At 71.6% G+C, this 26567-nt stretch carries 25 protein-coding genes; 10 read left to right on the top strand and 15 right to left on the bottom strand.

Annotation, left to right across the window (positions count from 1 at the left end):
* The first annotated feature begins 68 nt into the window (after positions 1-68).
* Both BLT28_RS38935 and BLT28_RS38930 read left to right on the top strand, forming a co-directional pair.
* Positions 69-926 (top strand): hypothetical protein, encoded by an 858-nt coding sequence (locus tag BLT28_RS38935; protein ID WP_030432046.1) that lies wholly within the window; start codon positions 69-71, stop codon positions 924-926.
* Positions 927-1046: 120 nt separating this feature from the next.
* On the top strand, positions 1047-2036 hold the full coding sequence (locus BLT28_RS38930; RefSeq protein WP_052408308.1) for an IS481 family transposase: 990 nt from the start codon (positions 1047-1049) through the stop codon (positions 2034-2036).
* Here the strand turns inward: BLT28_RS38930 and BLT28_RS38925 are convergent.
* The 3 genes from BLT28_RS38925 to BLT28_RS38915 form a co-directional block, all read right to left on the bottom strand.
* Positions 2033-3859 carry an AfsR/SARP family transcriptional regulator gene (locus BLT28_RS38925; RefSeq protein ID WP_052407397.1) on the bottom strand — a complete coding sequence of 609 codons (1827 nt, stop codon included), beginning with the start codon at positions 3857-3859 and terminating at the stop codon, positions 2033-2035. The two genes, BLT28_RS38930 and BLT28_RS38925, sit on opposite strands and share 4 nt — an antisense overlap.
* 402 nt (positions 3860-4261) lie before the next feature.
* A complete protein-coding gene (locus BLT28_RS38920; protein WP_030430012.1) occupies positions 4262-5095 on the bottom strand; it encodes an alpha/beta fold hydrolase in 834 nt (277 codons plus the stop codon).
* A 10-nt stretch (positions 5096-5105) separates the two neighbouring features.
* Positions 5106-5561 (bottom strand): winged helix-turn-helix transcriptional regulator, encoded by a 456-nt coding sequence (locus BLT28_RS38915; protein WP_030430013.1) that lies wholly within the window; start codon positions 5559-5561, stop codon positions 5106-5108.
* Positions 5562-5632: 71 nt separating this feature from the next.
* Between BLT28_RS38915 and BLT28_RS38910 the strand changes: the two genes are divergently transcribed.
* Complete coding sequence (locus tag BLT28_RS38910) at positions 5633-6286, top strand: DUF899 domain-containing protein (protein ID WP_030430014.1); 654 nt, start codon at positions 5633-5635, stop codon at positions 6284-6286.
* Positions 6287-6292: 6 nt separating this feature from the next.
* Here BLT28_RS38910 and BLT28_RS38905 read toward each other — a convergent pair whose 3' ends face one another.
* From BLT28_RS38905 to BLT28_RS38865, 9 genes are all read right to left on the bottom strand, one after another.
* Entirely contained in the window at positions 6293-7261 is a 969-nt protein-coding gene (locus BLT28_RS38905; RefSeq protein ID WP_052407398.1) for a beta/alpha barrel domain-containing protein, read from the bottom strand.
* Entirely contained in the window at positions 7258-7689 is a 432-nt protein-coding gene (locus BLT28_RS38900) for a PH domain-containing protein (protein WP_030430016.1), read from the bottom strand. The genes BLT28_RS38905 and BLT28_RS38900 overlap by 4 nt, the downstream gene beginning before the upstream one ends.
* A gap of 3 nt (positions 7690-7692) precedes the next feature.
* A complete protein-coding gene (gene ribH / locus BLT28_RS38895) occupies positions 7693-8169 on the bottom strand; it encodes a 6,7-dimethyl-8-ribityllumazine synthase (RefSeq protein WP_030430017.1) in 477 nt (158 codons plus the stop codon).
* Between the two features lie 34 nt (positions 8170-8203).
* Positions 8204-9454 (bottom strand): bifunctional 3,4-dihydroxy-2-butanone-4-phosphate synthase/GTP cyclohydrolase II, encoded by a 1251-nt coding sequence (locus BLT28_RS38890; protein WP_052407399.1) that lies wholly within the window; start codon positions 9452-9454, stop codon positions 8204-8206.
* Positions 9455-9492: 38 nt separating this feature from the next.
* Positions 9493-10083: a riboflavin synthase gene (locus BLT28_RS38885; protein ID WP_030430019.1), complete on the bottom strand. Its 591-nt coding sequence runs from the start codon at positions 10081-10083 to the stop codon at positions 9493-9495.
* Between the two features lie 9 nt (positions 10084-10092).
* Complete coding sequence (ribD, locus tag BLT28_RS38880; RefSeq protein WP_052407400.1) at positions 10093-11145, bottom strand: bifunctional diaminohydroxyphosphoribosylaminopyrimidine deaminase/5-amino-6-(5-phosphoribosylamino)uracil reductase RibD; 1053 nt, start codon at positions 11143-11145, stop codon at positions 10093-10095.
* Positions 11145-11822 (bottom strand): ribulose-phosphate 3-epimerase, encoded by a 678-nt coding sequence (gene rpe / locus BLT28_RS38875; RefSeq protein WP_030430021.1) that lies wholly within the window; start codon positions 11820-11822, stop codon positions 11145-11147. The genes ribD and rpe overlap by 1 nt, the downstream gene beginning before the upstream one ends.
* 11 nt (positions 11823-11833) lie before the next feature.
* Positions 11834-13222 (bottom strand): amino acid permease, encoded by a 1389-nt coding sequence (locus tag BLT28_RS38870; RefSeq protein WP_030430022.1) that lies wholly within the window; start codon positions 13220-13222, stop codon positions 11834-11836.
* A gap of 81 nt (positions 13223-13303) precedes the next feature.
* Entirely contained in the window at positions 13304-14149 is an 846-nt protein-coding gene (locus tag BLT28_RS38865) for an alpha/beta fold hydrolase (protein ID WP_030430023.1), read from the bottom strand.
* 71 nt (positions 14150-14220) lie between these two features.
* Here BLT28_RS38865 and BLT28_RS38860 point away from each other — a divergent pair, with 71 nt between their 5' ends.
* From BLT28_RS38860 to BLT28_RS38850, 3 genes are all read left to right on the top strand, one after another.
* Positions 14221-14775, top strand: a complete 555-nt coding sequence (locus BLT28_RS38860) for a CGNR zinc finger domain-containing protein (RefSeq protein WP_030430024.1) — start codon at positions 14221-14223, stop codon at positions 14773-14775.
* A gap of 13 nt (positions 14776-14788) precedes the next feature.
* On the top strand, positions 14789-15196 hold the full coding sequence (locus BLT28_RS38855) for an acyl-CoA thioesterase (RefSeq protein ID WP_030430025.1): 408 nt from the start codon (positions 14789-14791) through the stop codon (positions 15194-15196).
* 225 nt (positions 15197-15421) lie between these two features.
* Positions 15422-19066, top strand: coding sequence for an nSTAND1 domain-containing NTPase (locus BLT28_RS38850; protein WP_030430026.1), 3645 nt, complete (start codon positions 15422-15424; stop codon positions 19064-19066).
* A 138-nt stretch (positions 19067-19204) separates the two neighbouring features.
* On the opposite strand, the gene BLT28_RS38845 is transcribed toward BLT28_RS38850, so the two are convergent.
* Genes BLT28_RS38845 through def form a run of 3 tightly spaced genes read right to left on the bottom strand, consistent with a single transcriptional unit; the run spans position 19205 to position 22118 of the window.
* Entirely contained in the window at positions 19205-20635 is a 1431-nt protein-coding gene (locus BLT28_RS38845) for an RsmB/NOP family class I SAM-dependent RNA methyltransferase (protein ID WP_030430027.1), read from the bottom strand.
* Positions 20632-21567: a methionyl-tRNA formyltransferase gene (gene fmt / locus BLT28_RS38840; protein ID WP_030430028.1), complete on the bottom strand. Its 936-nt coding sequence runs from the start codon at positions 21565-21567 to the stop codon at positions 20632-20634. The genes BLT28_RS38845 and fmt overlap by 4 nt, the downstream gene beginning before the upstream one ends.
* Positions 21564-22118, bottom strand: a complete 555-nt coding sequence (gene def / locus BLT28_RS38835; protein WP_030430029.1) for a peptide deformylase — start codon at positions 22116-22118, stop codon at positions 21564-21566. The genes fmt and def overlap by 4 nt, the downstream gene beginning before the upstream one ends.
* Positions 22119-22203: 85 nt before the next feature.
* Here def and BLT28_RS38830 point away from each other — a divergent pair, with 85 nt between their 5' ends.
* The 4 genes from BLT28_RS38830 to BLT28_RS38815 all read left to right on the top strand — a co-directional run bounded on the left by BLT28_RS38830 (position 22204) and on the right by BLT28_RS38815 (position 26559).
* Complete coding sequence (locus BLT28_RS38830; protein ID WP_081900354.1) at positions 22204-22815, top strand: RNA polymerase sigma factor; 612 nt, start codon at positions 22204-22206, stop codon at positions 22813-22815.
* Positions 22812-24137 carry a hypothetical protein gene (locus tag BLT28_RS38825; protein WP_030430031.1) on the top strand — a complete coding sequence of 442 codons (1326 nt, stop codon included), beginning with the start codon at positions 22812-22814 and terminating at the stop codon, positions 24135-24137. Before BLT28_RS38830 ends, BLT28_RS38825 begins: the two co-directional genes overlap by 4 nt.
* A gap of 230 nt (positions 24138-24367) precedes the next feature.
* Complete coding sequence (locus tag BLT28_RS38820; protein WP_052407401.1) at positions 24368-25312, top strand: DMT family transporter; 945 nt, start codon at positions 24368-24370, stop codon at positions 25310-25312.
* Positions 25309-26559, top strand: coding sequence for a glycosyltransferase (locus BLT28_RS38815; RefSeq protein ID WP_030430033.1), 1251 nt, complete (start codon positions 25309-25311; stop codon positions 26557-26559). The genes BLT28_RS38820 and BLT28_RS38815 overlap by 4 nt, the downstream gene beginning before the upstream one ends.
* The last annotated feature ends 8 nt before the right edge of the window (positions 26560-26567 follow it).

Here is a 26567-nt window from a genome sequence, read left to right as displayed (position 1 = left end):
TCAGCGCACGCTGATCTCCTGACTCCGGACGGGTGACGTCGGAAGTCGGTCCGACGGGAGGAGCTGCGATGACGCCGATCTGGGAGGCCACCTCCGGCAGGCTCCTCGACCGCGTGGTGCGCGCGGGCGTGCCCGCGTTGATCTTCTGGCTGGGCGGGCTCGCGCTCGTCCCCGGCGGGCCCGCGTGGCTGGCGACGATTCCCGGCGCCATCCTGTTCGCGGGCGCGCTCGTCGGTTCGGCGGTGCTGGTGAACCAGGTGGCGCCGTTGGCGTTGCGGGTGCTCCAGGGGCCGTGGCCGGGGCCGCTGAAGGAGTTGTCCCGCAAGCGCACCGCGGAGTTGAGCGCGCGCGTCGAGGCCGACGAGCTGAAGTGGCACGAGCTGACCGCGGCGGTGAAGTCCGACCTGGCGACCGATGAGGAGCGCGCCGAGTACGTGGAACTGGCGCGGCGGCTCAGCCGGTGCTCCGCGGACGTGGCCCAGCACCAGCCGACGCGGGTGGGCAACCTGCTCAGCGCGGCGCAGGCGCGGGTCAGCGAGAAGTACGGGCTGGACGCGGTGATCACGTGGCCCCGCCTGTGGCTGGTGCTGCCGAAGGCGGCGCGCGACGAGCTGGCCGCGGCGCGCGCGGCGTTGCACTCCTCGACGGCCACGCTCGTGTGGGCGGCACTGTTCTGCGGCTTCACGTGGTGGTCGTGGTGGGCGCTGCCGATCGGGCTCGCGCTGCTCGGCGTCACCGCGTGCTTCTGGGTGCCCTCGCGCGCGGCGACCTTCGCGGCGCTGTTCGAGTCCACCTACGACCTGCACCGGGCCGCGCTCTACGAGCAGCTGCGCTGGCCGATGCCTCAGTCCTCTGTGGACGAACGCGAACAGGGCCGCGCGCTGACGAAGTACCTCCTCCGCGGCACCCGCCCCAGCCTCACCTAGGTGTACTGATCAGAGAGGTTGCGAACGGTCCGACACGTAGTCCGATGATGTTGGAATGAGGGAGGGCCTCCGGGTTCGGTGTGGATTGCGACGTCTGCACCGAGCCGAACGGAGGCCCTCGTGTCCCACCGTAATGCTCCGCTGTCGGAGACCGGAAGGCTGCGGCTGGCCCGGTGTGTCGTGGAGGACGAGTGGCCGCTTCGTCAAGCGGCACAACGCTTTCAGGTGTCGGTGAGCACGGCGCAACGATGGGCTGGCCGTTACCGGAACGAGGGCGAGCCGGGCATGGCCGATCGCTCGTCGCGTCCCCGAACCAGCCCACGACGCACCCCGTCCCGGACCGAGCGCCGAATCGTCAAGGTCCGGCTGGCACGACGGTGGGGACCGGCGCGGATCGCCTATCACCTGCGGTTGAATCCCTCCACGGTGCACCGGGTACTGACCCGCTTCGGCATGGCGCGGCTGGCTCATCTGGACCGGGCCCGCGGTGTGCCGGTCCGTCGCTACGAACGCGACGAACCGGGTGAGCTGGTCCACGTCGACATCAAGAAACTGGGCAACATCCCCGACGGAGGCGGTCACCGCGTGATGGACCGCTCCACCGGCAACCAGCACAAGAAAGTCACCACGACAGCCCGGTACCCGCACGGCAAACCCAAGATCGGCTACAGCTACCTGCACAACGCCGTCGACGATCACTCCCGGCTGGCCTACACCGAGATCCTGTCCGACGAAAGCAAGCATGCCGCCGTCGCGTTCTGGGCACGAGCGCAGGCGTTCTTCGCCACACACGGGATCACCGTGCAGCGCGTGCTCACCGACAACGGCTCCTGTTACCGCTCCCGTGACTGGCGCCAGGCCCTCACCGCCGCCGGGATCACCCACACACGCACCCGCCCCTACCGGCCACAGACCAACGGCAAAGTCGAGCGCTTCAACCGCACCCTGCTCGACGAATGGGCCTACGCCCGCCCCTACCGCTCCGAGACCGAACGACGAGCATCCCTGCCCCAGTGGCTGCACACCTACAACCACCACCGCGGCCACACCGCACTCGCAGGCCACCCACCCGCCAGCCGCGTTCCCAACCTCTCAGGACAGAACACCTAGGGCGTGCGGACCGTCTCCGCCATGGCTTGCGCGGTCAGCCGGAGCAGCGGGGGGAAGCGGTAGCGGAACCAGCCGGCGAAGTCCGCGGCGCCGCCGGTCTCCGGGATCGCCAGGTGGAACTCCACCAGCCGCTCCAGCACCGACTCCGCGTGGTACTCGTCGAGGTTGAGCAGCTTCGCCGCGTCCTCCAGCGGTAACGGCTCCTTGGCGTGCGGGGCGAGCGCGAGGAACGCGGCGCGGGCATCGGCGTCCAGCTCGGCGACGCTGGCCTCCACGCTCGCGCGCACGTCCAGCTTGCCGGTGGTCAGCTCGCGCAAGCGCTGGTCCTCCGCGGCCAGCCGCTCCACCAGCCGGGCGACCGACCAGTGCGGGCGCAGCGCCAGCCGGGTCGCGGCGGCCAGGATGGCCAGCGGCAACCCGCCGCACAGCCGCAGCAGCGCGGCCGCGGCAGCGTCGTCCCGGCTCGCCCTGGGCTGGCCGATCACCGAGACCAGCAGGTCGGTGCTCTCGGCCGGGGTCAGCGGCGGCAGGTCGAGCATCAGCCCGACGCTGCGCCAGTGCAGTCTGCGACGGCAGCTGACGATCACCGCGCAGCGCTGGCCGGTCGGCACGAGCGGCGCGACCTGGGCCGCGCTGGTGGCGTTGTCCAGCACCACGAGCAGCTTGCGCTGCGCCGTCCAGCTGCGGAAGAGCTGGCTGCGCTCCTCCAGCGTCGCGGGCAGCGGGATGTGCGGGCCGCGCAGCGCGCGCAGGAAGCCCGCGAGCACCTCGGCGGGCTCGGTGGTCGCCAGGTCCGCGTAGAGCTGGCCCTGGGAGAACCGCGCCCGCACCCGGTTCGCGGCGTGGATGCAGAACGCCGACTTGCCGGAGCCGGGCGGCCCGGTCACCGACACCACGGGCGGCGCCGAGGACGGCGGGCGCAGCATCAGCGCCTCCACCTTGGCCAGCTCGTCGGTCCGGCCGATGAAGGCGGGCAGGTCCGGCGGGAGCTGCGCGGGCGGTTCGCCCCACGCGGCCTCCCGTCCGCCCTCGCGGAGCACGGTCAGCCCGCTCGCGGTGGACTCGGTGGTGTGGTCCGCCCCGCCCGCCAGCAGCGAACGGTGCAGCTTCTGCAGTTCGGGACCCGGCTCGATGCCGAGCTTGGCTACCAGGGTGGAGCGGATGGTCTGGAACACCCGCAGCGCCTCGGAACGGCGGCCCGCGCGGTGCAGCGCGAGCATCAGCTTGCCGTGCAGGCCCTCGTGCGTCGGGTACTGCCGGACCAGCGTGCTCAGCTCGGCGATCAGCTGGTGGTGCCGCCCGAGCAGCAGGTCCACCTCCATGCGCTGCTCGGTGACGCTGCTGCGGCTCTCCTCCAGCCGGGCGATGTGCGTCTTGAGCACCGGGCCCGGCTGCACGTCGCTGAGCGCGGAGCCGCGCCACACCGCGAGCGCCGAGCGCAGCGAGTCGGCCGCGTTCTCGTACATCCCGCTCTCCAGCTCGGCCCGCCCGCGCTGGGCCAGCTCGGCGAAGTGCTGCACGTCAAGGGACTCCGACGGCAGGTCGAGCGAGTAGCCCACGCGGTGCGTGCGCAGCACCGAGTCGGCCAGCTCCGCCCGCTCGGAGCTGGCCAGGATCTTGCGCAGGTGCGAGACGTAGGTCTGCAGCGTGGTGTTCGCCTTGGACGGCGGCCGAGGTCCCCACAGCTCCTCCATGAAGGACTCGGTCCGGACCACGCTGTTGGCGTTGACCGCGAGGAGGGCGAAGACCTGACGCATCTTCGGCGGGGTCGGCGTGATGGCGACACCACCGCGCAGGACCTCGAACTGGCCGAGCACGCGCACTTCGATGATCTCAACCTCCGCTCAGCAGCGATCGCACTTGGTATACCGCAGAGTCCTCCCACCGTAGAAGGAGAAGATGGAGAAGAATCAACGCGGGGTAAACAGTTCGTCAGACGCGCGATGGCAGTCGACGAACGGCGCCCACAGACTTTAATACCCTAACTCTATCGGGTGAAAACTGGCCCCTGAGCTGCGATAATGGTGCTACCCCACCGATCGTGGCCACATGCGCCCGGCTGTACCCGCCCGCTCGCTTGCCGCACAACCACGGCCCTTTGTCCCCAACAACTTGAAATCGCTTGGCCCGGTCCTGACGGTCGGATAGGACCACTCGCGTATCGAACTAATCTGTTTTGTCCTTCGTTGGAGCGACGCATAACGGCGGGTGACGAGAGTTGCGTCTCAACCCGCGCTCGTTCCCGCCATACGGGACAGAACCGCGTGCGCGACGGCCTCGGGCGCCTCGTCCGGGATCCAGTGGCTGACCCCGTCCAGCACGCGCAGCTCGTAGGGCGCGTCGACGAACTCCGCGCACTTGCGCGCGCCGGTCTCGCCGAGGGCCACGTCCGCGGTGCTCCAGATGTGCGTCGTCGGCACCCGCGCGGGCGGCGCTGCACCCTCGCTGAGCGCGGCGGCCCGGTACCAGTTCAGCGCGGCGGTGAGCGCGCCCGGCTCGGACATCGCGCGCACGTGGATCTCGGTGTCCTCCACCGGCAACGCCGTGCCGAAGACCTTGCGCAACGACTCGGCGTCGTTGGCCAGCAACACCTCCTCCGCCCTGCCGGGCATGCGGAACAGGTTGATGTACTCCGAGCGCTTGACCTGGTCCGGATCGTTGGCGCGGGCCCATGCGAAGGCGGCGGGGTGCGGCACGGACACCGCGGTCAGCGTCCGCACGCGCTCCGGGTGCGCGATCGCCGTCGACCACGCGACCGCGGCACCCCAGTCGTGCCCGACGAGGTGGAAGGAGTCCAGCCCGAGCGCGTCCGCGATCCCGACCACGTCGCGGACCAGGTTCGGCACCGCGTAGTCGGCGACCTCCTCGGGCCGCGCGCCCGGCGAGTATCCGCGCTGGTTGGGCGCGTACGTGCGCAGCCCGGCCGCGTTGAGCAGCGCGACGACCCGGTGCCAGCTGTGCGCGGTCTGCGGGAAGCCGTGCAGCAACAGCACTGGCTCAGCGGACTCCGGCCCGGAGGCGAGGACGTCGAAGGTGAGCTCGCCGAGTTGGATCTCCATGCGCCCCAAGCTATCGGTTGAGGCCCGGCCCCGGGAGTAGGTCGATGTCGGTGGCGTGCATCGGCTCGCCGCAGGCCGAGCAGCGCGGTTCGACGTGGGCGATCCCGCCGCACGCGCGGTGCCGGTAGAGCACCGGCGGCCCGTCCTCGCCCGCGGTCCACCGATCACCCCAGCGCACCATCACCGTGAGCAGGTCGCACAGCTCGGCGCCCTTCCCGGTCAGCACGTACTCGAACCGCGGCGGGCGGCTGGAGTACTCGCGCCGCTCCAGCACCCCCTGCTCCACCAGCCACTTCAGCCGCTCGGTCAGCACCTTGCGGGAGATGCCGAGGTCCTGCTGGATCCGCTCGAACCTGGTCATGCCCGCGTAGACGTCGCGCAGGATCAACGGCGACCACGGCTCCCCGATCACGTCGAGGGTGCGCGCGATCGAACACGCCATGTCGCCGAACCGGGTCCGCTGCACCGCACCATCATAGTTCCCTGAAGGAACGCTCTGCGCTACAGTGAGTTCCCTCAAGGAACTTGGAGGTCGAGATGAGCCGTCCCGCCGTGGTCCCGGTCCAGGAGTGGCGCGCCGCCCGCGAAGCGCTGCTGGTCAAGGAGAAGGAGCACACCCGCGCCCTCGACGCGCTCGCCGCGCAACGGCGGAGGCTGCCGGTGGTGCGCCTCGACCGCGGCTACCGGTTCACCGCGCCGGACGGCGCCGTCGTGGACTTCGCCGACCTGTTCGGCGGTCGCCGGCAGCTGGTCGTCTACCACTTCATGCTGCACCCGGGCAGCGACCACGTCTGCGACGGCTGCTCGTCGTTCACCGACAACCTCGCCGACCAGTCGCACCTCAACGCCCGCGACACCACGCTGGCCCTGATGTCCCCCGCGTCCCAGGCGCAGATCGCCCCGGTGCGGAAGCGCTTCGGCTGGACCACGCCCTGGTACTCCGCGTACGGCAGCACCTTCTACGACGACCTCGACCTGGGCGGGGGCTTCGGCCTGAGCGTCTTCTTCCGCGACGGCGACGAGATCTTCCGCAGCTACTACACCTCCGGCCGCGGCGTCGACCGCCTCCGGCTCGACTTCAACCTGCTCGACCTGACCCCGTACGGCAGGCAGGAGACGTGGGAGGACTCCCCCGAGGGCTGGCCGCAGACCCCCACCATGCAGTGGCTGCGCCACCGCGACGAGTACTGACGCCGGTCAGCGCGACGGCGGGGTGTACTTCTCGATCTTGTTGAGCAGGCCGCGGATGCGCAGTGCGTGCAGGGGTGAGAGGGCGTAGCCGGGGTAGCTGGCGAACCACGACGCGCTGCCCAGGCTGACCGCGTCCGCACCCGCCCAGAAGTACTCCCGGCAGTCGTCGAAGGTGCGGATGCCGCCGGTGGCGATGATCGGCAACCTCACCCCGGCCTCGCGCAGCTCGGACACCACGCGCAGGCCGATCGGCTTGATGGCCCGCCCGGAGATCCCGCCGTAGCGGTTGGCCAGCCACGGCTTTCCGGTCTTCGGGTCCAGCCGCAGGCCCTTCACGGTGTTGATCGCGGTGAGCCCGGAGACCCCGTGCTCGGCCGCCAGCTTCGCGTGCCCGAGGTAGTCGTAGTCCGGCGACAGCTTGAGGATCACCGGGTGGTTGCTGCGCGGAACGGCCTCCGCCAGCACCGCGCCGATGATCTTGTTGAAGTCGAAGTTCACGTTGTGGCAGGACACGTTGAACTCGACGGCGGCGATCTCGCCCGCGGGGACGGCGGCGTTGACCTTGTCCACCAGCGTGACGAACTCCTCGGCGGAGAACCCGCCGAGCGAGATGATCGTGCGCTGCCCGCGGGTGCGCGGGAAGTAGTCGCGGAGGTAGGCGTCGATGCCGACGTTGCACCAGCCGAAGGCGTTGAGCCAGCCGGTGTCGGTCTGCCGAAGCACCGTGCCGTAGCGCTTCAGCAACGCGGGCAGCTCGCGCAACGGCCACACGTCGCGGGTGGTGAAGTGCCCCTCGCGCGGCTCGACGGTGACGGTCCGCGCGGTGACCGCGCCGAAGCGCTCCAGTGGCACGAACTTCGAGATGGGGCTCATCCCGTAGGGCACGAGCGAGGAGTTGGACACGCCGTAGCCCAGCAGGCTCGACGAGGTCACGAGCCGGTTGCGCAGAACGATGTCGCCGAGCCGGACGCTCACTGCGTGTACTCCGCGTGCATCGCGCGCAGCTTGCGCATGGCGTCGACGGCGTGCCGGGAGTCGGTGGACTGGATCGCCATCACCGACACGTACTCGTCGTCCGGCAGCTCCAGCCGCGCCCACGCGGAGCCGTCCGGGAAGTTCACCTCGCGCACCAGAGCCCACGGGAACCGGTGCGTCACAACGATGTTGCGCACCTCGACCCCCTCGGCGTCGGCGCGCAGCCGGGGCCGGGTGAACATCAGCGCGGCGGCGGCGAGCGCGACGCCGATGCCCGCCATGGCGATCTGGTCGGCCACCCGGAAGTACGCGCCGGTCGGGGTGTTCCCCAGCAGCACGCCCACCACGACGAAGACCGCGACCAGCGCGACGGCCAGCACGGGGGCCACCCGCCGGACCTTGCGCGGCCGGATCACCAGCTCTGACACGACCTAGTCCTCCCTCAGCGCGCGCAGCGTCAGCGCGGTGTCCAGCGCCGCGACGCACGCCTCGAAACCCTTGTCCTCCACCGAGTCCGGCTGCCCGGATCGGGCGACCGCCTGCTCGACCGTGTCGCAGGTGAGCACGCCGTTGCCGACCGGAGTGGACTCGTCGAGCGCCACCCGGGTCAGCCCGGCCGTCACCGCGTCGCACACGTACTCGAAGTGCGGGGTGCCACCGCGGATCACCACGCCCAGCGCCACGACGGCGTCGTGGGTGCGCGCGAGTTGTTGGCAGACAACGGGAAGCTCGACCGCACCCGCCACCCGGACCACCGTCGGCGACGCGATCCCCGCCTTGGCCGCGGCCTCGACGGCGCGCTCCAGCAGGCTGCCGGTGATCTCCGCGTGCCAGGTGGTCGCCGCGATGCCGAGGCGAAGCCCCGACGCGTCCGGCACGACCTGCTCCGGCCGTCCTTCACCAGCCATTATTTCGCCTCCGCTGAGATGAGTACGCCGGCGGTCACGTCATGTCCAGATCGTGCAACTCGTGTCCCATCCGATCCCGCTTGGTGCGCAGGTAGTCGACGTTCTCCGGGTTCGGGCGCACCGGGAGCGGAACCCGTCCGCTGACGCTCAGCCCGTAGCCTTCGAGCCCGACGCGCTTCGCCGGGTTGTTGGTGAGCAGCCGCATGCTGTGAATACCCAGGTCGACCAGGATCTGCGCGCCGGTGCCGTAGTCCCGCGCGTCGGCGGGCAGCCCCTGCGCCAGGTTGGCGTCCACGGTGTCCGCGCCCGCGTCCTGCAGCTGGTAGGCCTGCAGCTTGTGCATGAGGCCGATGCCCCGGCCCTCGTGCCCGCGCATGTAGAGCACCACGCCGCGCCCCTCGGCGGCGACCATGGCCAGCGCCGCGTCCAGCTGCGGTCCGCAGTCGCAGCGCAGCGAACCGAACGCGTCCCCGGTCAGGCACTCCGAGTGCACGCGCACCAGCACGTCCCGGCCGTCGCCGATCTCGCCGTAGACGAGGGCGACGTGCTCGATGCCGTCGATCAGGCTGTCGTAGCCGTAGGCGCGGAAAACCCCGTGCACCGTGGGCATCCTGGCCTCGGCGACGCGCACCACCTGCTTCTCCGACCGGCGCCGGTAGGCGATCAGGTCGGCGATGCTGATCAGCGCGAGGTCGTGCTCGGCGGCGAAGACGCGCAGCTCGTCCTGGCGCGCCATCTCGCCCTCGTTCTTCTGGCTCACGATCTCGCACAGCACGCCGACGGGACGCAGCCCGGCCATCCGCGCCAGGTCCACCGCGGCCTCGGTGTGCCCGGGCCGCCGGAGCACACCGCCGTCCTTGGCGCGCAGGGGAACCACGTGCCCGGGGCGGTTGAAGTCACCGGCGACGGCGTTCTCGTCGGCCAGCAGCCGGATCGTGTGCGCGCGGTCGGCGGCCGAGATGCCGGTGCTCACGCCCTCCTTGGCGTCCACGGTCACCGTGTAGGCGGTGCCGCGCACGTCCTGGTTGGAGTGGTACATCGGCGGCAGGTCGAGCCGGTCGCAGTCCTCACCGGTCAGCGGCACGCAGATGTAGCCGGAGGTGTAGCGGACGGTGAACGCGATCAGCTCCGGCGTGGCCTTCTCGGCGGCGAAGATGAGGTCACCCTCGTTCTCCCGGTCCTCATCGTCCACGACGACAACGGGACGGCCCGCCGCGATGTCGGCCAACGCCCGCTCGATGGGGTCGAAAGTGGTCACCGGGCCTCCTTGCTCAGTGCCGCCCATTGTCCCCCACTCAGCGGTATCCACCGGCGCGGCGTTCGTCACTTGGCCAGGTGCGGCGTGGCGAGCCGCTCGACGTACTTGGCGACCACGTCGACCTCCAGGTTCACCACGTCGCCGGGCTCGCGGCGGCCGAGGGTGGTCAGCTCCAGGGTGGTCGGGATCAACGCGATGCTGAACTCGTCGGTGCCCGCGTCGACCACGGTCAGCGAGACGCCGTCCACCGCGATCGAGCCCTTCTCCACCACGTAACGGGCCAGGTTGGGCGGCATGGCGAACCGGGTCAGCCCCGTCCCGTCCCGGGAGAGCAGCGTGCCGGTGCCGTCGACGTGCCCCTGCATGATGTGCCCGCCGAGGCGCTGACCAGCGGCGACGGCGCGTTCGAGGTTGACGGCCTGGCCCGCCTCGGCCTTGGCCAGGCTGGAGCGCTGCAGCGTCTCGTGCACCACGTCGACGGTGAAGGAGCCCTCGGCCACCTCGACGACGGTCAGGCACACCCCGTTCACCGCGATCGAGTCGCCGTGCTTGGCGTCGGAGGTCACCAGCGGCCCGTGCACCGTGAGGCGCGCCATGTGCGCGCTGTGCTCGACAGCGGTGATCGTGCCCAGTTCCTCGACGATTCCGGTGAACAACGTCGTCTCCTAATCCCTCGCCGGGACGGCGCTGATGCGCACGTCCGGGCCGATCATGGTGGCGCTCTCGAACGCCAGCGGCAGTGCGTCGCCGATGGTGCCGACGCCGATCCCGTCCAGCACCGGGGTACCCGCTCCGAGCAGCATCGGCGCCATGTACACCAACGCGCGGTCGATGAGACCTGATTCCCAGAACGCGCCCGCGAGCCGCGAACCGCCCTCCAGCAGCACGTCGACCACACCGCGCTCGGCGAGGGTGGCGAGCACCTGGTGCGGGTCCCTGGTGCGCAGGTGCACCGTCTCCGCCGCGTCGTCGAGCACCCGGGCGCCCACGGGGATGTCGCGTTCGCCGACCACGACGCGCAGCGGCTGCCGCATCGCCGGCTCGTTGGCGGGCGGACGGGTGGTCAGCTGGGGGTCGTCGGCGAGGACCGTCCCGGTTCCGACGATCACCGCGTCGACCTTGAGGCGCAGCGCGTGCACCTCGGCCCGCGACTCCGGCGAGCTGATCCACCGGCTGGTCCCGTCCTCCGCGGAGATCCGTCCGTCCACAGTGGACGCGAACTTCCAGGTGACGTGCGGCCGCCCGGTGCGCGCGTAGTGCAGCCAGGCGCGCAGCGGCCCGGTCCTGACCTCCTCGGCGAGCAGTCCCGAGTGGACGGTCACGCCCGCATCGCGCAGCCGCTGCGCCCCACCGGCCGCGGCCGGGAAGGGATCGTCGACCGCGTAGTAGACCTGGGCGATCCCGGCTTCCAGCAACGCGTCGGCGCACGGCGGGGTACGGCCGTGGTGCGCGCAGGGCTCCAGGGTGACGAAGGCAGTGCCGCCCCTCGCGGCCGTGCCGGCCATCCGCAGTGCCACGACCTCGGCGTGCGCCTGACCGGGCGGGGAGGTGCCACCGAAGCCGACGGGCTTGCCGCGGGCATCGACGATCATGCAGCCGACGGGTGGGTTGGGGCTGGTCAGGCCCCGGACACCCTCGCTGACGGCGATCGCCGACCGCATCGCGAGTTCGAGCGCCGAAGACCCGCTCGCGGGGCCGGGCTTGGACACCGAGGACATCAGCGCGCCGAGTCGAGCACCTGGCGGCGCAGGGCGCGCACGGCCTTGCCGGGGTCCTTGCCGTCGTAGACCGCCGATCCCGCGACGAAGCAGTCCACCCCCGCCTCCGCGGCCTGCTCGATGGTGTCGGCGTTGATCCCGCCGTCGATCTCCACGACGAGCTTCAGGTGCCCGGTGTCGACCAGCCGCCGCGCGGTGCGCACCTTGTCCAGCACCTCAGGCATGAACGACTGCCCGCCGAAGCCCGGCTCCACCGACATCACCAGCAGGGTGTCGTAGTGCTTCAGGACGTCCACATAGGACTCCAGCGGAGTTCCGGGCTTGACCGACAGGCCCGCCTTGGCACCCGCGGCCCGCAGGTCCTTGGCGATCTTCACCGGATCCCCGGCCGCCTCGGCGTGCACGGTCACGTTGTAGGCGCCCGCCTCGGCGTAGCCGACCGCCCACCGGTCCGGATCCTCGATCATGAGGTGGCAGTCCAGCGGGATCTCGGTCGCCTTGCGCAGCGACTTCACCACCGGCAGGCCGAGCGTCAGGTTCGGCACGAAGTGCGCGTCCATGACGTCGACGTGCAGCCAGTCGGCGCCGTCGGGACCGCCGACGGCGGCGGCCTCCTCGGCGAGACGGGCGAAGTCCGCGGACAGGATGGAGGGGGCGATCAGCGCCTGACGAGCCACGGAACAGCAGTCTAGGTGGCGGGTTCGGCCGCGCGCGCGGCGGCCCGGCGGCGCACCGGCAGGTACGCCAGCACGAGCAGCACCAGGAACGGCGGCCCGGCCAGCCACGCCACGAAGAACTGGTCGGTGAAGCCCGTGGTGACCAGGACCGCGACGAGCATGACCGCGGCGAGCACGGAGGTCGCCGGGGCGCCGGGCAGCCGGATCGGCGACGGCGGAGCCCCCTCGCGGTCCCTGGCCCGGCGGAACGCGACGTGCGTGGCGAAGATGATGATCCACGCCATGAGCCCGCTGAACAGCGCGGCGCCGATCAGCAGCGGGAAGGCCTGCTGCGGCGAGAACACCGAGGCCAGCACGGCCAGGACCAGGCCGAGGGCGCACACCGCGAGCGAGCGCGTCGGCACACCGCGCGAGCTGATCTTCAGCAGCGAGCGCGGGGCGTGCCCGACGATCGCCAGCGAGTGCGCCATCCGCGAGCTGAGGTAGAGGTTGGTGTTCATCGCGGACAGGGCCGCGGTCAGCACGACGAAGTTCATCACCCCGGCCGCGGCGGGAATGCCCGCGTACTCGAACAACCGGACGAACGGGCTCTGCGTGATGCCCTCGGTGCCCGCCGCCTCCGTCCACGGCACGACCAGCACCAGGACCGCCGTGCCCAGCACGTAGAACAGGCCGAGCCGCAGCACCATGCTCCGCGCGGCCCTGGGCACGTCGCGCTCGGGGTCGCGCGACTCGGCGGCGGTGAGCGTGACCGCCTCGGTGCCCATGTAGCTGAAGGTCACCACGCTCAGCGCCAGCCACGCGGCGCCGAGCCCGTTCGGCAGGAACCCGCCGTGGCCGGTGACCGCGGACAGGCCGGGCGACGGGTGCCCGGCGAAGCCGAAGAGCAGGAAGTACACCCCGATCCCGATGAACACCACGATGGTCGCGACCTTGATCATCGCGAACCAGTACTCAAACTCGCCGAAGAAGCGGACCGAGAGCGTGTTCACGGTCAGGATCAGCACGGAGAACCCGACGACGGGCGCCCACAGCGGCACGTCCGGCCACCAGAACTGGACGTAGAGCCCGGCGGCGACGACCTCGCTGCCGATGTTGACCACCTGCGCGACGATGTAGAGCCAGCGCTGCACGAACCCGGCGAGCGGCCCGAGGTAGCGGTGCGAGATCGCCCCGAAACCGCCCGCCTCCGGGTGCACGGCGGTCATCTCCGCCAGCGCGTAGGCGAGGGCCAGCGCGACCACCGCGGCGACGGCGTAGACCACCACCACGGCGGGCCCGGCCAGCGAGATCGCCAGTCCGGAGCCGAGGAACAGCCCGGTGCCGATCGCCCCGCCGAGGGCGATCATGCCCACCTGACGACCTGACAGCTCCCGCCGCAGGCCCGTCCCCTCGTTCACGCGCGCCCCTCTCGCCGCTTGCCCGACCGGGAGTGTGCCCGGGCCACGCTGCGTGATCACCACTGGGTTCGACCGTTTCCGCTACTCGGCCAGGAACGCGCGCAGTTCCGCGAGCACCTCCGCGGGGCGCTCCTCGGGCAGGAAGTGGCCGCACTCCGGGATAGCCCGGCCGCGGACGTCGTTGGCGTACTCGCGCCAGATGTCCAGCGCGGGCAGCGAGTTGAGCAGGCCCGCCCCGCCCCACAACGCCAGCACCGGCATCTCCAGGCGGCGGCCCGCCTCGAAGTCGGCGTCGTCGAGCGAGGCGTCGTCGGAGATCGAGGCGCGGTAGTCGTCGAAGCCCGAGCGCAGCGCTCCGGGGGCGGAGAACGCGCGGACGTACTCGGCGATGGCTCCGGGTTCGAGGCCGTGGCGGTTCACCGTCCACTTCTCGAAGAAGTACCCGAGGTAGCCGGCGACGTCGTTGCCCACCAAGCGCTCCGGCAGGTCGGGCTGGAGGTGGAAGAGCATGTGCCAGTAGGCCGCGCCGAACTTGGCGTCCATCCGCTGCCACATCGCCCGCATCGGCACCACGTCCATCACCACGAGCCGTTCCACCTGGTCCGGGCGGTCCAGCGCCCAGCGGTGGGCGACGCGCGCACCCCGGTCGTGGCCCACCACGGTCGCGCGCTCGAAGCCCAGAGTTTCAATCAGCACTGAAACGTCGGAGGCCATCGTGCGCTTATCGTAGCCGGTCCTCGCCTTGTCCGTCAGGCCGTATCCACGCAGGTCAGGCGCGATGACGGTGTGCTCGCGGGCCAGCTCCGGCATCAGGAACCGCCAGCAGTGACCCGTCTGCGGCCACCCGTGCAGCAGCACCACGGGCGACCCCTCCCCCGCGCGTCGGTAGTGCATCCGCAGCCCGTTCACCAGCGCGACCTCACCCATGACCGCCTCCTAACTGTCTAAGATGGTTAGAGACGGTAGCGTGCGGCACACTCTCCGGACAAGGAGGGACGATGGCCATGCGGGACTGGATCTGGGACGGCGGGCGGGCGAGCGTCGACCTGGTGAACACGCTGCGCGACCGCAAGACCGGCGCCCGGGAGCTGCTGGACGAGGCCGACGCGCTCGCGGAGTGGCTGCGGCTGGCCGAACTCGCCGACGTCACCGCGGCGCAGGCGCTGCCCTACCTCCGCGCCGCGCGGGAACTGCGGGAGACGATCGACCGGGTGCTCCGAGGGCAGCTGGACGAAGCCGACGTCGACGCGCTCAACGCGTGGGCGGCGCGGCACCACCAGCCACCGCTCCAGCTGCGCCTGACCCCGCGGCGCGAGCCGGTCGCCCACGTTCCCGCTCCCGAGGAGCCGGTGGCCTCGGCGCTGGGCGCGGCGGCGGCGGACGCGATCAAGCTGCTCCTGGAGCCGTCGGCGATCCGGATCTGCGCCTCGGACACCTGCGGGCTGCGCTTCGTGGACCGCTCTCCGGCCAGGAACCGCCAGTGGTGCTCGATGGCCCGTTGCGGCAACAGAGCGAAAGCGCGGCAGCATTACGCGCGGCACAAAACCACGTAGAAAAGGGGAAAGCGTGAGCTATGTCCACTGGCAGGACGTGCCGACGCGATGGAAGGACAACGACATCTACGGCCACGTGAACAACGCGGCCTACTACTCCTTCATGGACACCGCGATCAACACCTGGCTCATCGAGAGCGGCGGGCTGGACATCCACAACGGCGACATGATCGGCCTGTGCGTGGAGTCGCACTGTTCCTACAAAGCACCCGCGGCATTCCCGGAAACGATCGCGGTGGGCATGCGGGTGGGCCGTCTCGGCCGGTCGAGCGTGCGCTACGAACTGGGGCTCTACCGGCATGACGATCTGCTGGCCGAAGGCCACTTCGTCCACGTCTTCGTGGACCGCAAGGCGCGGCGACCCGTGGAGATCACCGCGCCGTTGCGTCCCGCGTTGGAGTCACTGCTCGTGACCCCGTGAGCCGCTGCGGGGCCCCTTTCCCCCAGACCCCCAAGACCCCGCAGCGGCCGCTGCCTGACGCACTCCCCGTGTTCTCCCCCAGAGTTCCGGGGAGCGCGTCCGGGACAAGGTTGGCCGCCGCACCGGACTCCGGAAAGCCCGAGTTCCGAAGGGGTTGGCAAAACAGCAGTTCACCGGGTGTGGCTCGGCTTTCCGGTCCGGAACCGGGGCCGTTAGGGTCGCGTCATGGGCAGCGGTGACCCCCGCGGGGCGTTCATGGAGCGGTTCACGCTGCTGTACGCCGAGGCGGGCGACCCGCCGCTCAAGCGGGTCGCGGAGACGATCGCCAGGGCCCGGAGGGTCGACCAGGACGGGCGGCCCGTGCGCGTCAGCGTCCAGCGGATCAGCGACTGGCGGCGCGGCCGCAGCGTCCCCGCGCGGTTCCCCGGGTTCGCGGCGGTGCTGGAGATCCTGATCGGGGAAGCCCGGAAGCAGCGGCCGACGCCCCGCATTCCCGGTTTGTACGACCTGAATTCCTGGCGTTCGCTGTGGGAGGTGGCGGCCTCCGGTACCGCACTCGCCGAGCCGGACGTCAACGTCTGCCCTTATCGGGGGCTCGCGCCTTTTCGGCGAGAGGACTCGGATTGGTACTTCGGACGGGAACAGGTCACCCAGGACCTTTTCCGCATGGTGGAGGCCGCGCGCGAAACCGGCGGGACCGTGATGGTGGTCGGCGCGTCCGGGGCGGGCAAGTCCTCGCTTCTCAAAGCCGGGCTGATGCCGCTTCTCGGTGATGACGTCGAATACGTGACTCCCGGCGCGGAACTCGAATTGGCCGAAGCGCCGGTGCTCATCGTGGACCAGTTCGAGGAGCTGTTCACCCTCACCGCCGACCAGGACGCGCGGCAGGACTTCGTCGCGCGGCTGCGGGAGACCAGCGAGCGCGCCGTCGTCGTCATCGGGGTCCGCGCCGACTTCTACGGCCACTGCCTGGCCCACCCCGAGCTCGTGGAGGCCTTGCAGGATCGGCAGCTCGTCCTCGGGCCGATGGCGCAGAGGCAGCTCAGGGAAGCGATCACGGCACCCGCCAAGGCCGTCGGGCTGCACCTGGAACCCGGCCTCGTCGAAGTGCTCCAGCGCGATCTCGGCACCGACGCCGGAGCGCTCCCGCTCCTGTCCCACGCGCTGCTCGGAACCTGGAAGCGCCGCCAGGGCAACCGCCTCACCATCGCCGGGTACCGGGCGACCGGCGGCATCCACGGCGCGGTCGCGGCCACCGCGGAACGGGTGTGGTCGCGGCTGGACGAGCCGGGCAGGAGGGCGGCGCGGGCGATGCTGCTGCGGCTCGTCCGCATCGACAAGGACGGCAAGGACACCCGCAGGCGCACCACCCGGGACGACCTCGCCGGCTCCGAGGCAGCGGCGGCGGCGCTGGAGATCCTGGCCGCGTCCCGGCTGGTGACGCTGGACGCGGGGTCGGTGGAGATCACCCACGAAGCCCTGCTGCGGGCGTGGCCGCGGCTGCGGAACTGGCTCGACGAGGACCGCGAGGCGATCCTTGCCCGGCAACGGGTGGACGAGGACGCCGAGGCGTGGGCCCGCGCCGGGCACGACCCGTCCCTGCTCTACCGCGGCGCCCGGCTGGCCACCGTGCGGGGCTGGGTCTCGGCGGACTCCGGGGAGGCGACCCGGGCGTTCCTGGCCCGGTCGGAGCGGCAGGACCGGCGGGTGCGGTGGGCTCGCAGGAGCGGCGTCGCGGTCGTCCTCGTGTTCGCGCTCATCGCCGCACTGTCCACTGTGGTCGTTGTCCGGCAACGCGACGAGGCCCGGTACGCCCACCTGGTGTCGGCCGTCGAACGGGTCGCCGGCACCGACCCCTCGCTGGCGGCCCGGCTCAACCTGGCGGCCGCCGCACTGCGCCCGGAGGACCAGAACGCCTACGCGCGAACGATCTCCGCTCAGCACGCCTTGTTCACCACCAGGCTGGACGGTCACCGGGGAGCGATCAGGGCCGTCACGGCCAGCGGGGACGGCAGGCTCGTCGCGTCGGCGAGCGAGGACGAGACGGTCCGGCTCTGGGACCCCGTCACCCGCAGCCCCATCGGCGAACCGCTGACCGGGCACGGCGACGCCGTCATGGCAGCGGCCCTCAGCCAGGACGGTCGACTGCTCGCGACCGGCGGCTCGGACGGGAAGGTGCGCCTGTGGGACGTCTCGGAGCCTGCCCGCCCGCGTCCCATCGGGCAGCCCCTTGTCGCGCACACCAGCACGGTCAGCTCGGTCGCGCTCTCCCCCGACGGCAAGACGCTGGTGAGCGGCGGGGACAGCACGAGGATCTGGGATCTGACGGCGCCGGTCCCCGTTTCCCGCGAGCTGAAGGGCCACTCCGAGGTGGTCCGGGCGGTGGCCATCAGCCCGGACGGCACGATGCTGGTGACCGCGAGTTCCGACCACACCGCGCGCCTGTGGGACGTCGCGTCCGCAGCCCCTGTCGGCAAGCCGCTGATCGGGCACACGGGCCGGTTGTGGTCGGTCGCGTTCAGCGCGGACTCAGCGACCCTCGCGACCGGGAGCGACGACGAGTCGGTGCGCCTGTGGAGCACCCGCGACCAGCGCGAGATCGGGCAGCCGCTGACCGGCCACGCCAGCGCGGTGATGTCCGTGGCGTTCAGCGAGGACGGCGGGCACCTGATCACCGCCAGCACCGACAAAGTGCTGCGCCGATGGGACATCAGCGCTCCGCTGCGGCCGCGCGGGGAGGTGCTCTCCGGCAGCAGTGGCGTGGTGTACGCCGTGGTCACCCGGGCGGCGGGGAACGTCCTGGTGACCGGGGGCGAGGACGCCGCGCTGCGGTTCTGGGCCCAGCCGCCCGGACTGCTCACCGGCCACACGGCCAGCGTGCACGCCGCGGCCATCCGCTCGTCCGACTACGTGCTCGCCACCGCGGGCGAGGACCTGACGGTTCGCCTGTGGGACGCGCGGGATCCGTTGCACCCCAAAGCTTTGGGCCAACCGCTCACCGGCCACACCGGCGTCGTCCGGTCGGCCGCCTTCGTCCCGGGCAGCCGCTTGCTCGCCACCTCCGGGGACGACCGCAGGGTGGTGTTCTGGGACGTGAGCGACCCCGCGAACGCCAGGCTCGCCGCACAACTGGACGTCGGCGGGGGCGAGACTGCGTGGAAGGTCGCGTTCAGCCCGGACGGACGCACGATGGCCACCGCGGTCTACGGCAAGGACGTGCGGCTGTGGGACACCACCGACCCGCTGCGCCCGCGCTCCCTCGGCGGCGTCCACGAAGGCGCGGTGTGGGCTGACTTCGACCCGCGGGGCGGGACCCTGGTCACCAGTGGCCCGGATCGGACCGTGCGGCTGTGGGACATGGCGAACCCCGCCGCTCCGAAACAGCTCGGTCAGCCGCTCACCGAGCACACGGGGCCCGTGTGGACGGGGGCGTTCAGCCCGGACGGCCGGTCGCTGGCGACCTCGGCCAGCGACCGGACGATCCGGCTGTGGGACATCACCGACCGCCTCCACCCCCGGCCGGGCCCGGTGCTGACCCGGCACGGCGAGACCACCACCGGGGTGGCGTTCAGCCCGGACGGCCGCCGCCTCGCCGCCTCCGGCTCCGACCACGTCGTCCGGATCTGGAACCTCGACACCGGGGACCGGCTGACCTTCACCGGGCACCACGACCTGATCTGGTCGGTCATCTTCAGCCCCGACGGACGGAGCCTGGCCACGACCAGCTCGGACGGCTCGGCACGGCTGTGGACCCTGGACGCGGGGCGGGTGGCCGACCGGGTGTGCGCGCAGACCCGTGGTGTGCTCACCCCCGAACTGTGGCGGGAAACCGTTCCCCAGCTGCCCTACACAGACCCCTGTTCGCGTTGAGCCAGGCGGTCACGCAGCCAGTCGGCGCACTCCGCGTCCGTGGCGAAGACCGCGAGCGGGAACGGCACCAGCTTGTTCATCCCCTTACCTATTGATAGGTGACGGTGTGGTCACGAGTAGCGCTCGAAAACAGCGCTGCTACTGCTCCGGGCGGCGGAACAGAGCACAGAACATCGCGTCGGTGCCGTGCCGGTGCGGCCACAGCTGCACGTACGGGCCGTCGCCCAGCTCGGGCACGCCGGGGAAGTACTCCCGCGCGTCCAGCACCTCGAAGTCGGCGCGGCGCGCGGCGTCGACGGAGATGCCCACGGTCTCGGACAGGTGCGGGGAGCAGACGACGTAGCCGACCACGCCGCCCGGCCGGACCAGCCGGAACGCCGAGCGCAGCAGTTCGCGCTGGATCTTGGTCAGCCCGCCGACGTCCTCGGGCTTGCGGCGCCAGCGCGCTTCCGGGCGCCTGCGGAGCGCGCCGAGGCCGGTGCACGGGGCGTCCACCAGCACGCGGTCGAAGGCGCCCTCCGGCAGCTCGGGGTCGCGGCCGTCGCCGACGTGCACCGTGACCGGAAGGCCCTCGGTGGCCTGGCGGACCAGCTTCGCGCGGTGCTCGGCCTGTTCGACGGCGTCGAGGGTGCCGCCCTGGATCGCCACCAGGGAGCCGAGCAGGTTCGCCTTGCCGCCGGGGCCCGCGCACAGGTCGAGCCAGCGCTGGTCGGACCCGGTGACCGGGACGCGGCTGAGCGCGATCGCGACCAGCTGGCTGCCCTCGTCCTGCACGGCGGCCAGGTGCTGGCGGACCGGCTCCAGCTCACCGGGGTCGCCCGCGTCCAGGTGCACGCCGTAGGGCGAGTACGGGGCGGGCTCGCCGCCGGTGATCGCGGCCAGCTCGTCCGCGCTGATCTCGCCGGGCCGGGCGAGCAGGTGCACGCCGGGCCGCGCGTCGTCCGCGGCGAGGGCGTCGGCCAGCTCCCCTCGGGCGCCGCCGAGCGCGTCGGCGAAGGACTGCGCGATCCACTTCGGGTGCGCGGTGCGCAGCGCGAGGTTGCCGATCGGGTCGGTGTCGGCGGGCGGTGCCAGCTGCTCGACCCACTGCTGCTCGTTCTGCTGGGCCACCTTGCGCAGCACGGCGTTGGCGAAACCACCCGCACCGCCACCGGCCTCAACCCGAACCATGTCCACACTGGACGCGACGGCGGCGTGTGCGGGAATCCTGGTGCGCAGCAACTGGTACGCGCCCAGCCGAAGCACGTCGAGCACCCGTCCGTCCACTTCGGACAGAGGACGGTCGGCGCAGGCCGCGAGCACCGCGTCGAGCAGGCCCTGCGCCCTGCTGGTGCCGTAGCCCAGCTCGGTGGCCAACGCCGCGTCCCGGCCGGTGATCCTGCGCTCCCGCAACAGCTTCGGCAGCACCAGGTTGGCGTAGGCGTCGCGTTCGCGCACCGCCCGCAGCGTCTCCAGCGCGGCCACCCGCGCCGGGTCCAGCTCGGGCGGGCGCCGCGGCGCCTCGGAGCGACCGCGCGGCGGTCCCGAGTTCCGTGAGCCGCCCCGCCTGCGTGGCTGGTTGAAAGTCATCCGAGTCGTTCTCCAGCTTCGATGCGGCTGCCGCGGGCCCAGTCGGTGGCGGCCATCCTCTTCTTGCCCTGCGCCTGCACCTCGCCGAGCTGCACCGCGGTCGTCGCGGTGCCGACGAGCACCCGCCGCTTCTCCACCCGCAGCTCACCCGGCGCGAGGCCGGTCGCGTCCTCCCCGGAGACCGGCAGCACCGGGGCCAGCTTGAGCCGTTCCCCCCGGAACAGCGTCCAGGCGCCGGGCTCCGGGGTCACCCCGCGCACCAGGCGGTCGACCGCGACGGCGGGGGCGGTGAAGTCCACCCGCGCGTCGTCGACGGTGACCTTCGGCGCCAGGCTGACGCCTTCGGCGGGCTGGTCGACGGCCACCAGCGTGCCGTCCTCAATACCGTCCATAGTGGACAAAAGCAGCTCGGCGCCGGAGACCGACAGGCGCTCCAGCAGCTCGCCCGCGGTGTCGCGCTCGCGCACCTTCTCCGTCACCACGCCGAAAACCGGTCCGGCGTCCAGTTCCCGCACGATGCGGAAGGTGCTCGCGCCGGTGATCTCGTCACCGTGCCGCACCGCGGCCTGCACCGGCGCCGCGCCGCGCCACGCGGGCAGCAGCGAGAAGTGCAGGTTGACCCACCCGTGCTTGGGGATGTCCAGGGACCGCTGCGGCAACAGCGCGCCGTAGGCCACCACAGGGCAGCAGTCCGGTTCCAGCTCGGTCAGCCGGGCCAGGAAGTCCGGGTCACCGGCCTTGGCCGGGGTCAGCACCTCGATGCCGTGCTCGTCGGCGAGCGCGCCCACCGGGGAACGGCGCACCTTCTTGCCGCGCCCGGCGGGCGCGTCGGGGCGGGTCACCACGGCGACGACCTCGTGCCGAGGCGAGTCGATCAGCGCCCGCAGCGCGGGCAGCGCGACCTCGGGGGTCCCGGCGAAGACCAGCCTCATCGCGCACCTCCCTGGCCGAAGAACGGGTGCGGGCTCTCCTTGATCACGGGCACCGCCCCATCGAACCACTCCGCGGAACGGATCTCGCGCAGCGCCCGCTTCCTGGTCTCGGCGTCCAGCCGGTCGACGAAGAGCACGCCGTCGAGGTGGTCGGTCTCGTGCTGGATGCACCTGGCCAGCAGGTCGCTGCCCTCGACCTCGATCGGTTCGCCGTGCATGTTCCAGCCCTTGGCCACCACGTGCAGGTGCCTGCGGCAGTCCCAGCTCATCCCCGGGATGGACAGGCAGCCCTCCGGGCCGTCCTGCTCCTCGTCGCCGATCACGTCGAAGGTGGGGTTGATCAGGTGCCCGGCGAAGCCGTCGCAGTGGTAGGTGAACACCCGAAGGCTCACCCCGATCTGCGGAGCGGCGATCCCCGCGCCGCCCTGGGCCTCCATGGTGTCCCAGAGGTCCCGCACGAGACCGCGCAGCTCCTTGTCGAAGTCCACCACCTCGGCGGCCCTGGTGCGCAGGACGGGATCGCCGAACAGGCGGACGGGCTGAACGGTCACGGGGCTCCTCGCAAGAATCGGGTCCTCTCAGTCTACGAAGCCGAACCAGACGCAACGGCGGTGGGCGGAGCGGCCACTCCCCGGTATGACGACTGCGACGAGGCTGTTCGCGGTGACGGGACGGAGCGTGCTGGTGACCGAACCCCCGGGTGACCGCGAGCTGTGGCTGCGCGCCGCCAACGGCGACCGCGACGCCTTCGGTGAGCTGTTCGAACGGCACGCCGAGGCCGTGTGGAACCACGCCTACCGGCTGACCGGCTCGTGGGCCACCGCCGAGGACCTGGCCTCGAACACGTTCCTGACCGCCTGGCGCAAGTGCGCGGAGCTGGTGCTGGTCTCCGAGAGCGCGCTGCCCTGGCTGTTCACCGTGGCGGGCAACCTGGCCAGGACGGAGTCCCGCAGACTGCGGCGCTTCCGGCGCGCGGTGGACCGGCTGCCCGAGCCGGGCGACGTGCGCGACCACGCCGAGGGCGTCGCCGAGCGGGTGGACGACGACCGCAGGCTGCGCGAGGTGCTGGCCGCCGTGGCCATGCTGCCCAGGGGGGAGCGCGAGGCCGTGCAGCTGTGCCTGCTCGGCGAACTGTCCTTCGCGGACGCCGCGACCGCGCTCGGCATCGCCGAGTCCAGCGTCCGCGCCCGCATCTTCCGCGCCAGAGCGAAACTGCGTGCCGTCCTCCCCGAGGGAGCCTCCCGATGAGCGACTTCGACCTGCCCCCGAAGCGCGCCCTCCCGTTCGAGGTGCGCATGAGCATGCGGGCCAAGCTCGACGAGGGGATGAGCGCACCGCGCCGTTCCCGGATGTCCTTCGGCGCCCTGTTCGCCACCGCGACGCTGCTGGCGGGCACGGCGGTGGGCGCCCCACTGCTGTTCGGGGCGGCCGACGAGGGGCCGATGCCCGGCGGTGACCCCAACTACACCCCGAAGGGCCACGAACGCGCCGTCGCCTCGCTGGTCAAGGACAAGGACGTCGACCTGGAACGCTGTTGGCAGGCCGCGCGCACGAGCGGTCGCACCGAGCTACCCGCCGACCTATCCCGTTGGCGCGCTGTGTTCCGGCAATCGACGACCGTCGGGGACGTCACAGCCATCCGCGCGGGCGACAGTCCGCTGTTCTGCCACACCACCAAGACCCAGGTGCACCTGCTCCACTCCGATACCTCCGGCAAGGACAGCGATCACGCCGTCACCCTCCACGCCGTCTCCCGGTTCGGTTTCCTCGGGGGCAGCACGAGCCGCGACACCGTGACCGTCCACGCGACCGCCGAGGAGTACGTGGTCCACAACGGAGTCCCGAAGACGTCGTACTACCGGGAGGGGACGACCGCCGTCGACGGCCTGTTCGTCCTGCCGACGATCTCCAAACCCGGCGCCTTGTCCTTGACCAGCAACGGGATCAACCGGCGCCGGGTGACCAAGCTCGGGCATCGTCGCCCCGCGCCGACCCCCGTCGTCACCGTCACCGACCGGCCGCTCGTGGCGAGCCGGGACTCCGCGCTCGGGCAGGAACTGTCCGCGTGCATCGCCTCCGCCGCGAGCACCACCCGCCCCGCCCCCGATCCGGACTCGTGGGAGCCCGCGCTGGCGCTCGACCTCGGCAAGCACGGACGGATGCTTGTTGCCCGATCCGGTGACGTCATCGGCCTGTGCCAGGCCGCGGGCGAGGTGCCGGGGTTCTGGGCCATGCCGCAGCGGGATGCGGCGGTGCGGCCGCCCGCGCCGTCCGCGGAGCGCCCGGTGGTGATGGGCGCCCTGCGCACCCCCGAGCTGGAGGTCAGCATGCTCACCGGCCGGGCGCGGCCGGAGGTGACCTCGGTGACCCTCGTCGACGAGATCGCCGGCGAACGGCTGCCCACCGAGCTGTCCAACGGGATCTTCGTGGCCCTGCCGGTCACGGCGGAGCCGCGTTCCAGTGCGGGCTCCGGCGCCGGCTCGTACACCGGTTCGTGGCAGGCCGAGATCACCGAGCGGACCCCGACGGGCGGCCGGACCACCAGAACGGTATCGCTGAGTTACCTCTGAGCAGCTCGGCACGGGCAACGGGCGTCGGGCGAAAAAGTCCGGCGCCCGTTCTTCGCCGTACATCCCGACGCGGTGCTGTGGCTACCCCGAAGACACCCCCGGGGGTAATCCTCAGGTGCCACTGAGATTCCCTCAGCCATCCCCCGAAATGGTTGCGGGGTGATTCCGGGTAGTCCGGGGGTATTCCCTGATGGTTCCGATCGACGACGCGCACAAGAGTTGGTCGTGTGATGGAACTGACCGTGCCGGCCGTGGTGCTGGCCGCGCTGGGCGCCTGCTGCTATGCGGCAGCGGCGCGGTTGCAGCACTCCGCCGTGCGAGCGACGGGGAGCGGGGAGACGCTGAAGTTGGCCTCCCTGCTGGGTTTGCTGCGCGATCGGCGCTGGCTGCTCGGCCTCTCGTTGCTCGTCGGCGGCACCGTGCTGCACGCGGTCGCCGTCGCGATCGGACCGCTGATCGTGGTCCAGCCGGTCGGTGTGCTCGCACTGGTGCTCGCCGCCGTGCTCGACGCCCGCCAGTCCGGCCGATCCCTTACCCCGCAACGACTTGCGCCCGCCCTGACGGCGACGCTCGGCATGGGTGCGTTCGTCGTGCTCGCCGCGGGCAACACCGGCTCCGCGCTCCCGCCGCTCACCGCTGTCACCGACGCGCTGCTGATCAGCACGGGCCTGCTCGCGGTGCTCGTCCTGCTCGGCGCGTTGAGCGCCGGTGGCCGCCGCTGCCTGGCCCTCGGCGTCGCGGGCGGAGTCGCGTACGGACTGATCTCGGTCCTCATTCGCCTTGTCGCGCAACGCTTCCAGCTCAGCGGGGAGATCGACCCGCTCGCGCTGCTCGGCATCCTCGCCGCGCTGCTGATCGGCGGCTGGTGCGTCCAGCAGGCCTATGCCAGCGGTCCGCCGCACATGGTGGTCGCCTGCCTGACCGTGGTCGATCCGCTCGTCGCGGTGGGCATGGGCGTCGGCCTGCTCGGCGAGGCCGCCGGTACCGACCCGGGCATCGCTGCGCTGGAGCTGGTCTGCGCCGCCGTCGCGCTCGCCGGGGTAACCCTGATCGCCTTGCGCGACAACGAGAACTCCGCACCACCGGGTGGGCCGGGCCCCGGCGCCCCCGATGCCGAGCGGGTGTTCGCCGCCGCTCACGCCACGTCACCCCTCACGGACAGGACCGAACCATGACCAGCAACCGTCCACTGCGGATCGTCATCGGCGCCGACACGTTCCCGCCGGACGTCAACGGCGCGGCCAACTTCGCCCACCGGCTCGCGGTCGGCCTCGCCTCGGTCGGCCACGAGGTGCACGTGCTGTGCCCGGCGCCGTCAGCGAGCGCGCCGATGCTCGCCGGGGTGAACGCCGTCGACGGCATCACCGTGCACCACCTGAAGTCCTACCGCTGGCCGTTCTACGACGACTTCAGATTCTCGGTGCCGTGGAAGGCGAAGGCGGAGACCGAGGAGCTGTTGTGGCAGATCCGCCCGGACCTGGTGCACGTGCAGGCGCACTTCGTCGTCGGCCGCGCGCTGTCGAAAACCGCTCCCGCACTGGGCATCCCGCTCGTGGCGACCAACCACTTCATGCCGGAGAACCTCTTCGCCCACGCCAAGGTCCCGCGCTGGCTGCGCAGCACCGCCGCGAAGCTCGCCTACCGCGACCTCGCCAAGGTCTTCGGCCGGGCGCAGATGGTGACCGCTCCGACGCCCAGGGCCGTGGAACTGTTGCACGCCAACAAGTTGGGCCAGGAGGCGCTGGCGATCTCCTGCGGTATCGACATCCAGAAGTACCGCGGCGGCACGCCCGTCGCACGCACCCCCGGCGCGACCAAGACGGTGCTGTTCGTCGGCCGCCTCGACGAGGAGAAGCGCGTCGACGAGCTGCTGCACGCCATCGCGAAGCTGCCGGAGCACATCGACGTCCGCGCGGAGATCGTCGGAGGTGGGAGCTGTGAGAAGTCCCTCGTCGAGCTCGCGGGCAAGCTCGGCATCACCGACCGCGTGCGCTTCCTCGGCCGGATCAGCGACGAGGAACTGGTGCAGGCCTACGCGCGGTGCGACCTGTTCTGCATGCCGGGCATCGCCGAACTGCAGAGCCTGGTCACCATGGAGGCGATGGCCGCGGGCAAGCCGGTGATCGCCGCCGACGCGATGGCGCTGCCGCACCTGGTGCGCCCAGGCCACAACGGCTGGCTGTTCCCGCCCGGCAACGTGCTCGTGCTCGCCGCCCGCCTCGCGCAGACCCTCGGCGATGAGGACATGCTCCGGCGGATGGGCGCCGCCAGTGCGGAGATGATCACCGAGCACGCGCTGGCAGCCACCCTCGAGCGCTTCGAATCCCTGTACCGCAAGGTGATCGCCGACGCGAAGGGCAGCATCCGGCTCGTGCCGAAGATCGAGCCCGCCGCCCCCACCACCCTCCCCCGCTCCGCCTGACCTCCCGC

This window comes from Allokutzneria albata (genome assembly GCF_900103775.1).
GTDB classification, from domain to species: domain Bacteria; phylum Actinomycetota; class Actinomycetes; order Mycobacteriales; family Pseudonocardiaceae; genus Allokutzneria; species Allokutzneria albata.
The sequence above is the reverse complement of the archived record's forward strand: the minus strand, read 5'-3'. Positions and strand labels throughout refer to the sequence as shown.

What these genes read in the sequence shown, in the direction of transcription:
- BLT28_RS38845 (WP_030430027.1), bottom strand. Translation starts at nt 20,635, where the DNA reads ATGACTTTCAACCAGCCACGCAGGCGGGGCGGCTCACGGAACTCGGGA.
- fmt (WP_030430028.1), bottom strand. Translation starts at nt 21,567, where the DNA reads ATGAGGCTGGTCTTCGCCGGGACCCCCGAGGTCGCGCTGCCCGCGCTG.
- BLT28_RS38825 (WP_030430031.1), top strand. Translation starts at nt 22,812, where the DNA reads ATGAGCGACTTCGACCTGCCCCCGAAGCGCGCCCTCCCGTTCGAGGTG.
- ribD (WP_052407400.1), bottom strand. Translation starts at nt 11,145, where the DNA reads ATGTCCTCGGTGTCCAAGCCCGGCCCCGCGAGCGGGTCTTCGGCGCTC.
- BLT28_RS38860 (WP_030430024.1), top strand. Translation starts at nt 14,221, where the DNA reads ATGGCCATGCGGGACTGGATCTGGGACGGCGGGCGGGCGAGCGTCGAC.
- BLT28_RS38935 (WP_030432046.1), top strand. Translation starts at nt 69, where the DNA reads ATGACGCCGATCTGGGAGGCCACCTCCGGCAGGCTCCTCGACCGCGTG.
- ribH (WP_030430017.1), bottom strand. Translation starts at nt 8,169, where the DNA reads ATGGCTGGTGAAGGACGGCCGGAGCAGGTCGTGCCGGACGCGTCGGGG.
- BLT28_RS38890 (WP_052407399.1), bottom strand. Translation starts at nt 9,454, where the DNA reads ATGGGCGGCACTGAGCAAGGAGGCCCGGTGACCACTTTCGACCCCATC.
- BLT28_RS38820 (WP_052407401.1), top strand. Translation starts at nt 24,368, where the DNA reads ATGGAACTGACCGTGCCGGCCGTGGTGCTGGCCGCGCTGGGCGCCTGC.
- BLT28_RS38910 (WP_030430014.1), top strand. Translation starts at nt 5,633, where the DNA reads ATGAGCCGTCCCGCCGTGGTCCCGGTCCAGGAGTGGCGCGCCGCCCGC.
- BLT28_RS38815 (WP_030430033.1), top strand. Translation starts at nt 25,309, where the DNA reads ATGACCAGCAACCGTCCACTGCGGATCGTCATCGGCGCCGACACGTTC.
- BLT28_RS38830 (WP_081900354.1), top strand. Translation starts at nt 22,204, where the DNA reads ATGACGACTGCGACGAGGCTGTTCGCGGTGACGGGACGGAGCGTGCTG.
- BLT28_RS38850 (WP_030430026.1), top strand. Translation starts at nt 15,422, where the DNA reads ATGGGCAGCGGTGACCCCCGCGGGGCGTTCATGGAGCGGTTCACGCTG.
- BLT28_RS38920 (WP_030430012.1), bottom strand. Translation starts at nt 5,095, where the DNA reads ATGGAGATCCAACTCGGCGAGCTCACCTTCGACGTCCTCGCCTCCGGG.
- BLT28_RS38865 (WP_030430023.1), bottom strand. Translation starts at nt 14,149, where the DNA reads ATGGGTGAGGTCGCGCTGGTGAACGGGCTGCGGATGCACTACCGACGC.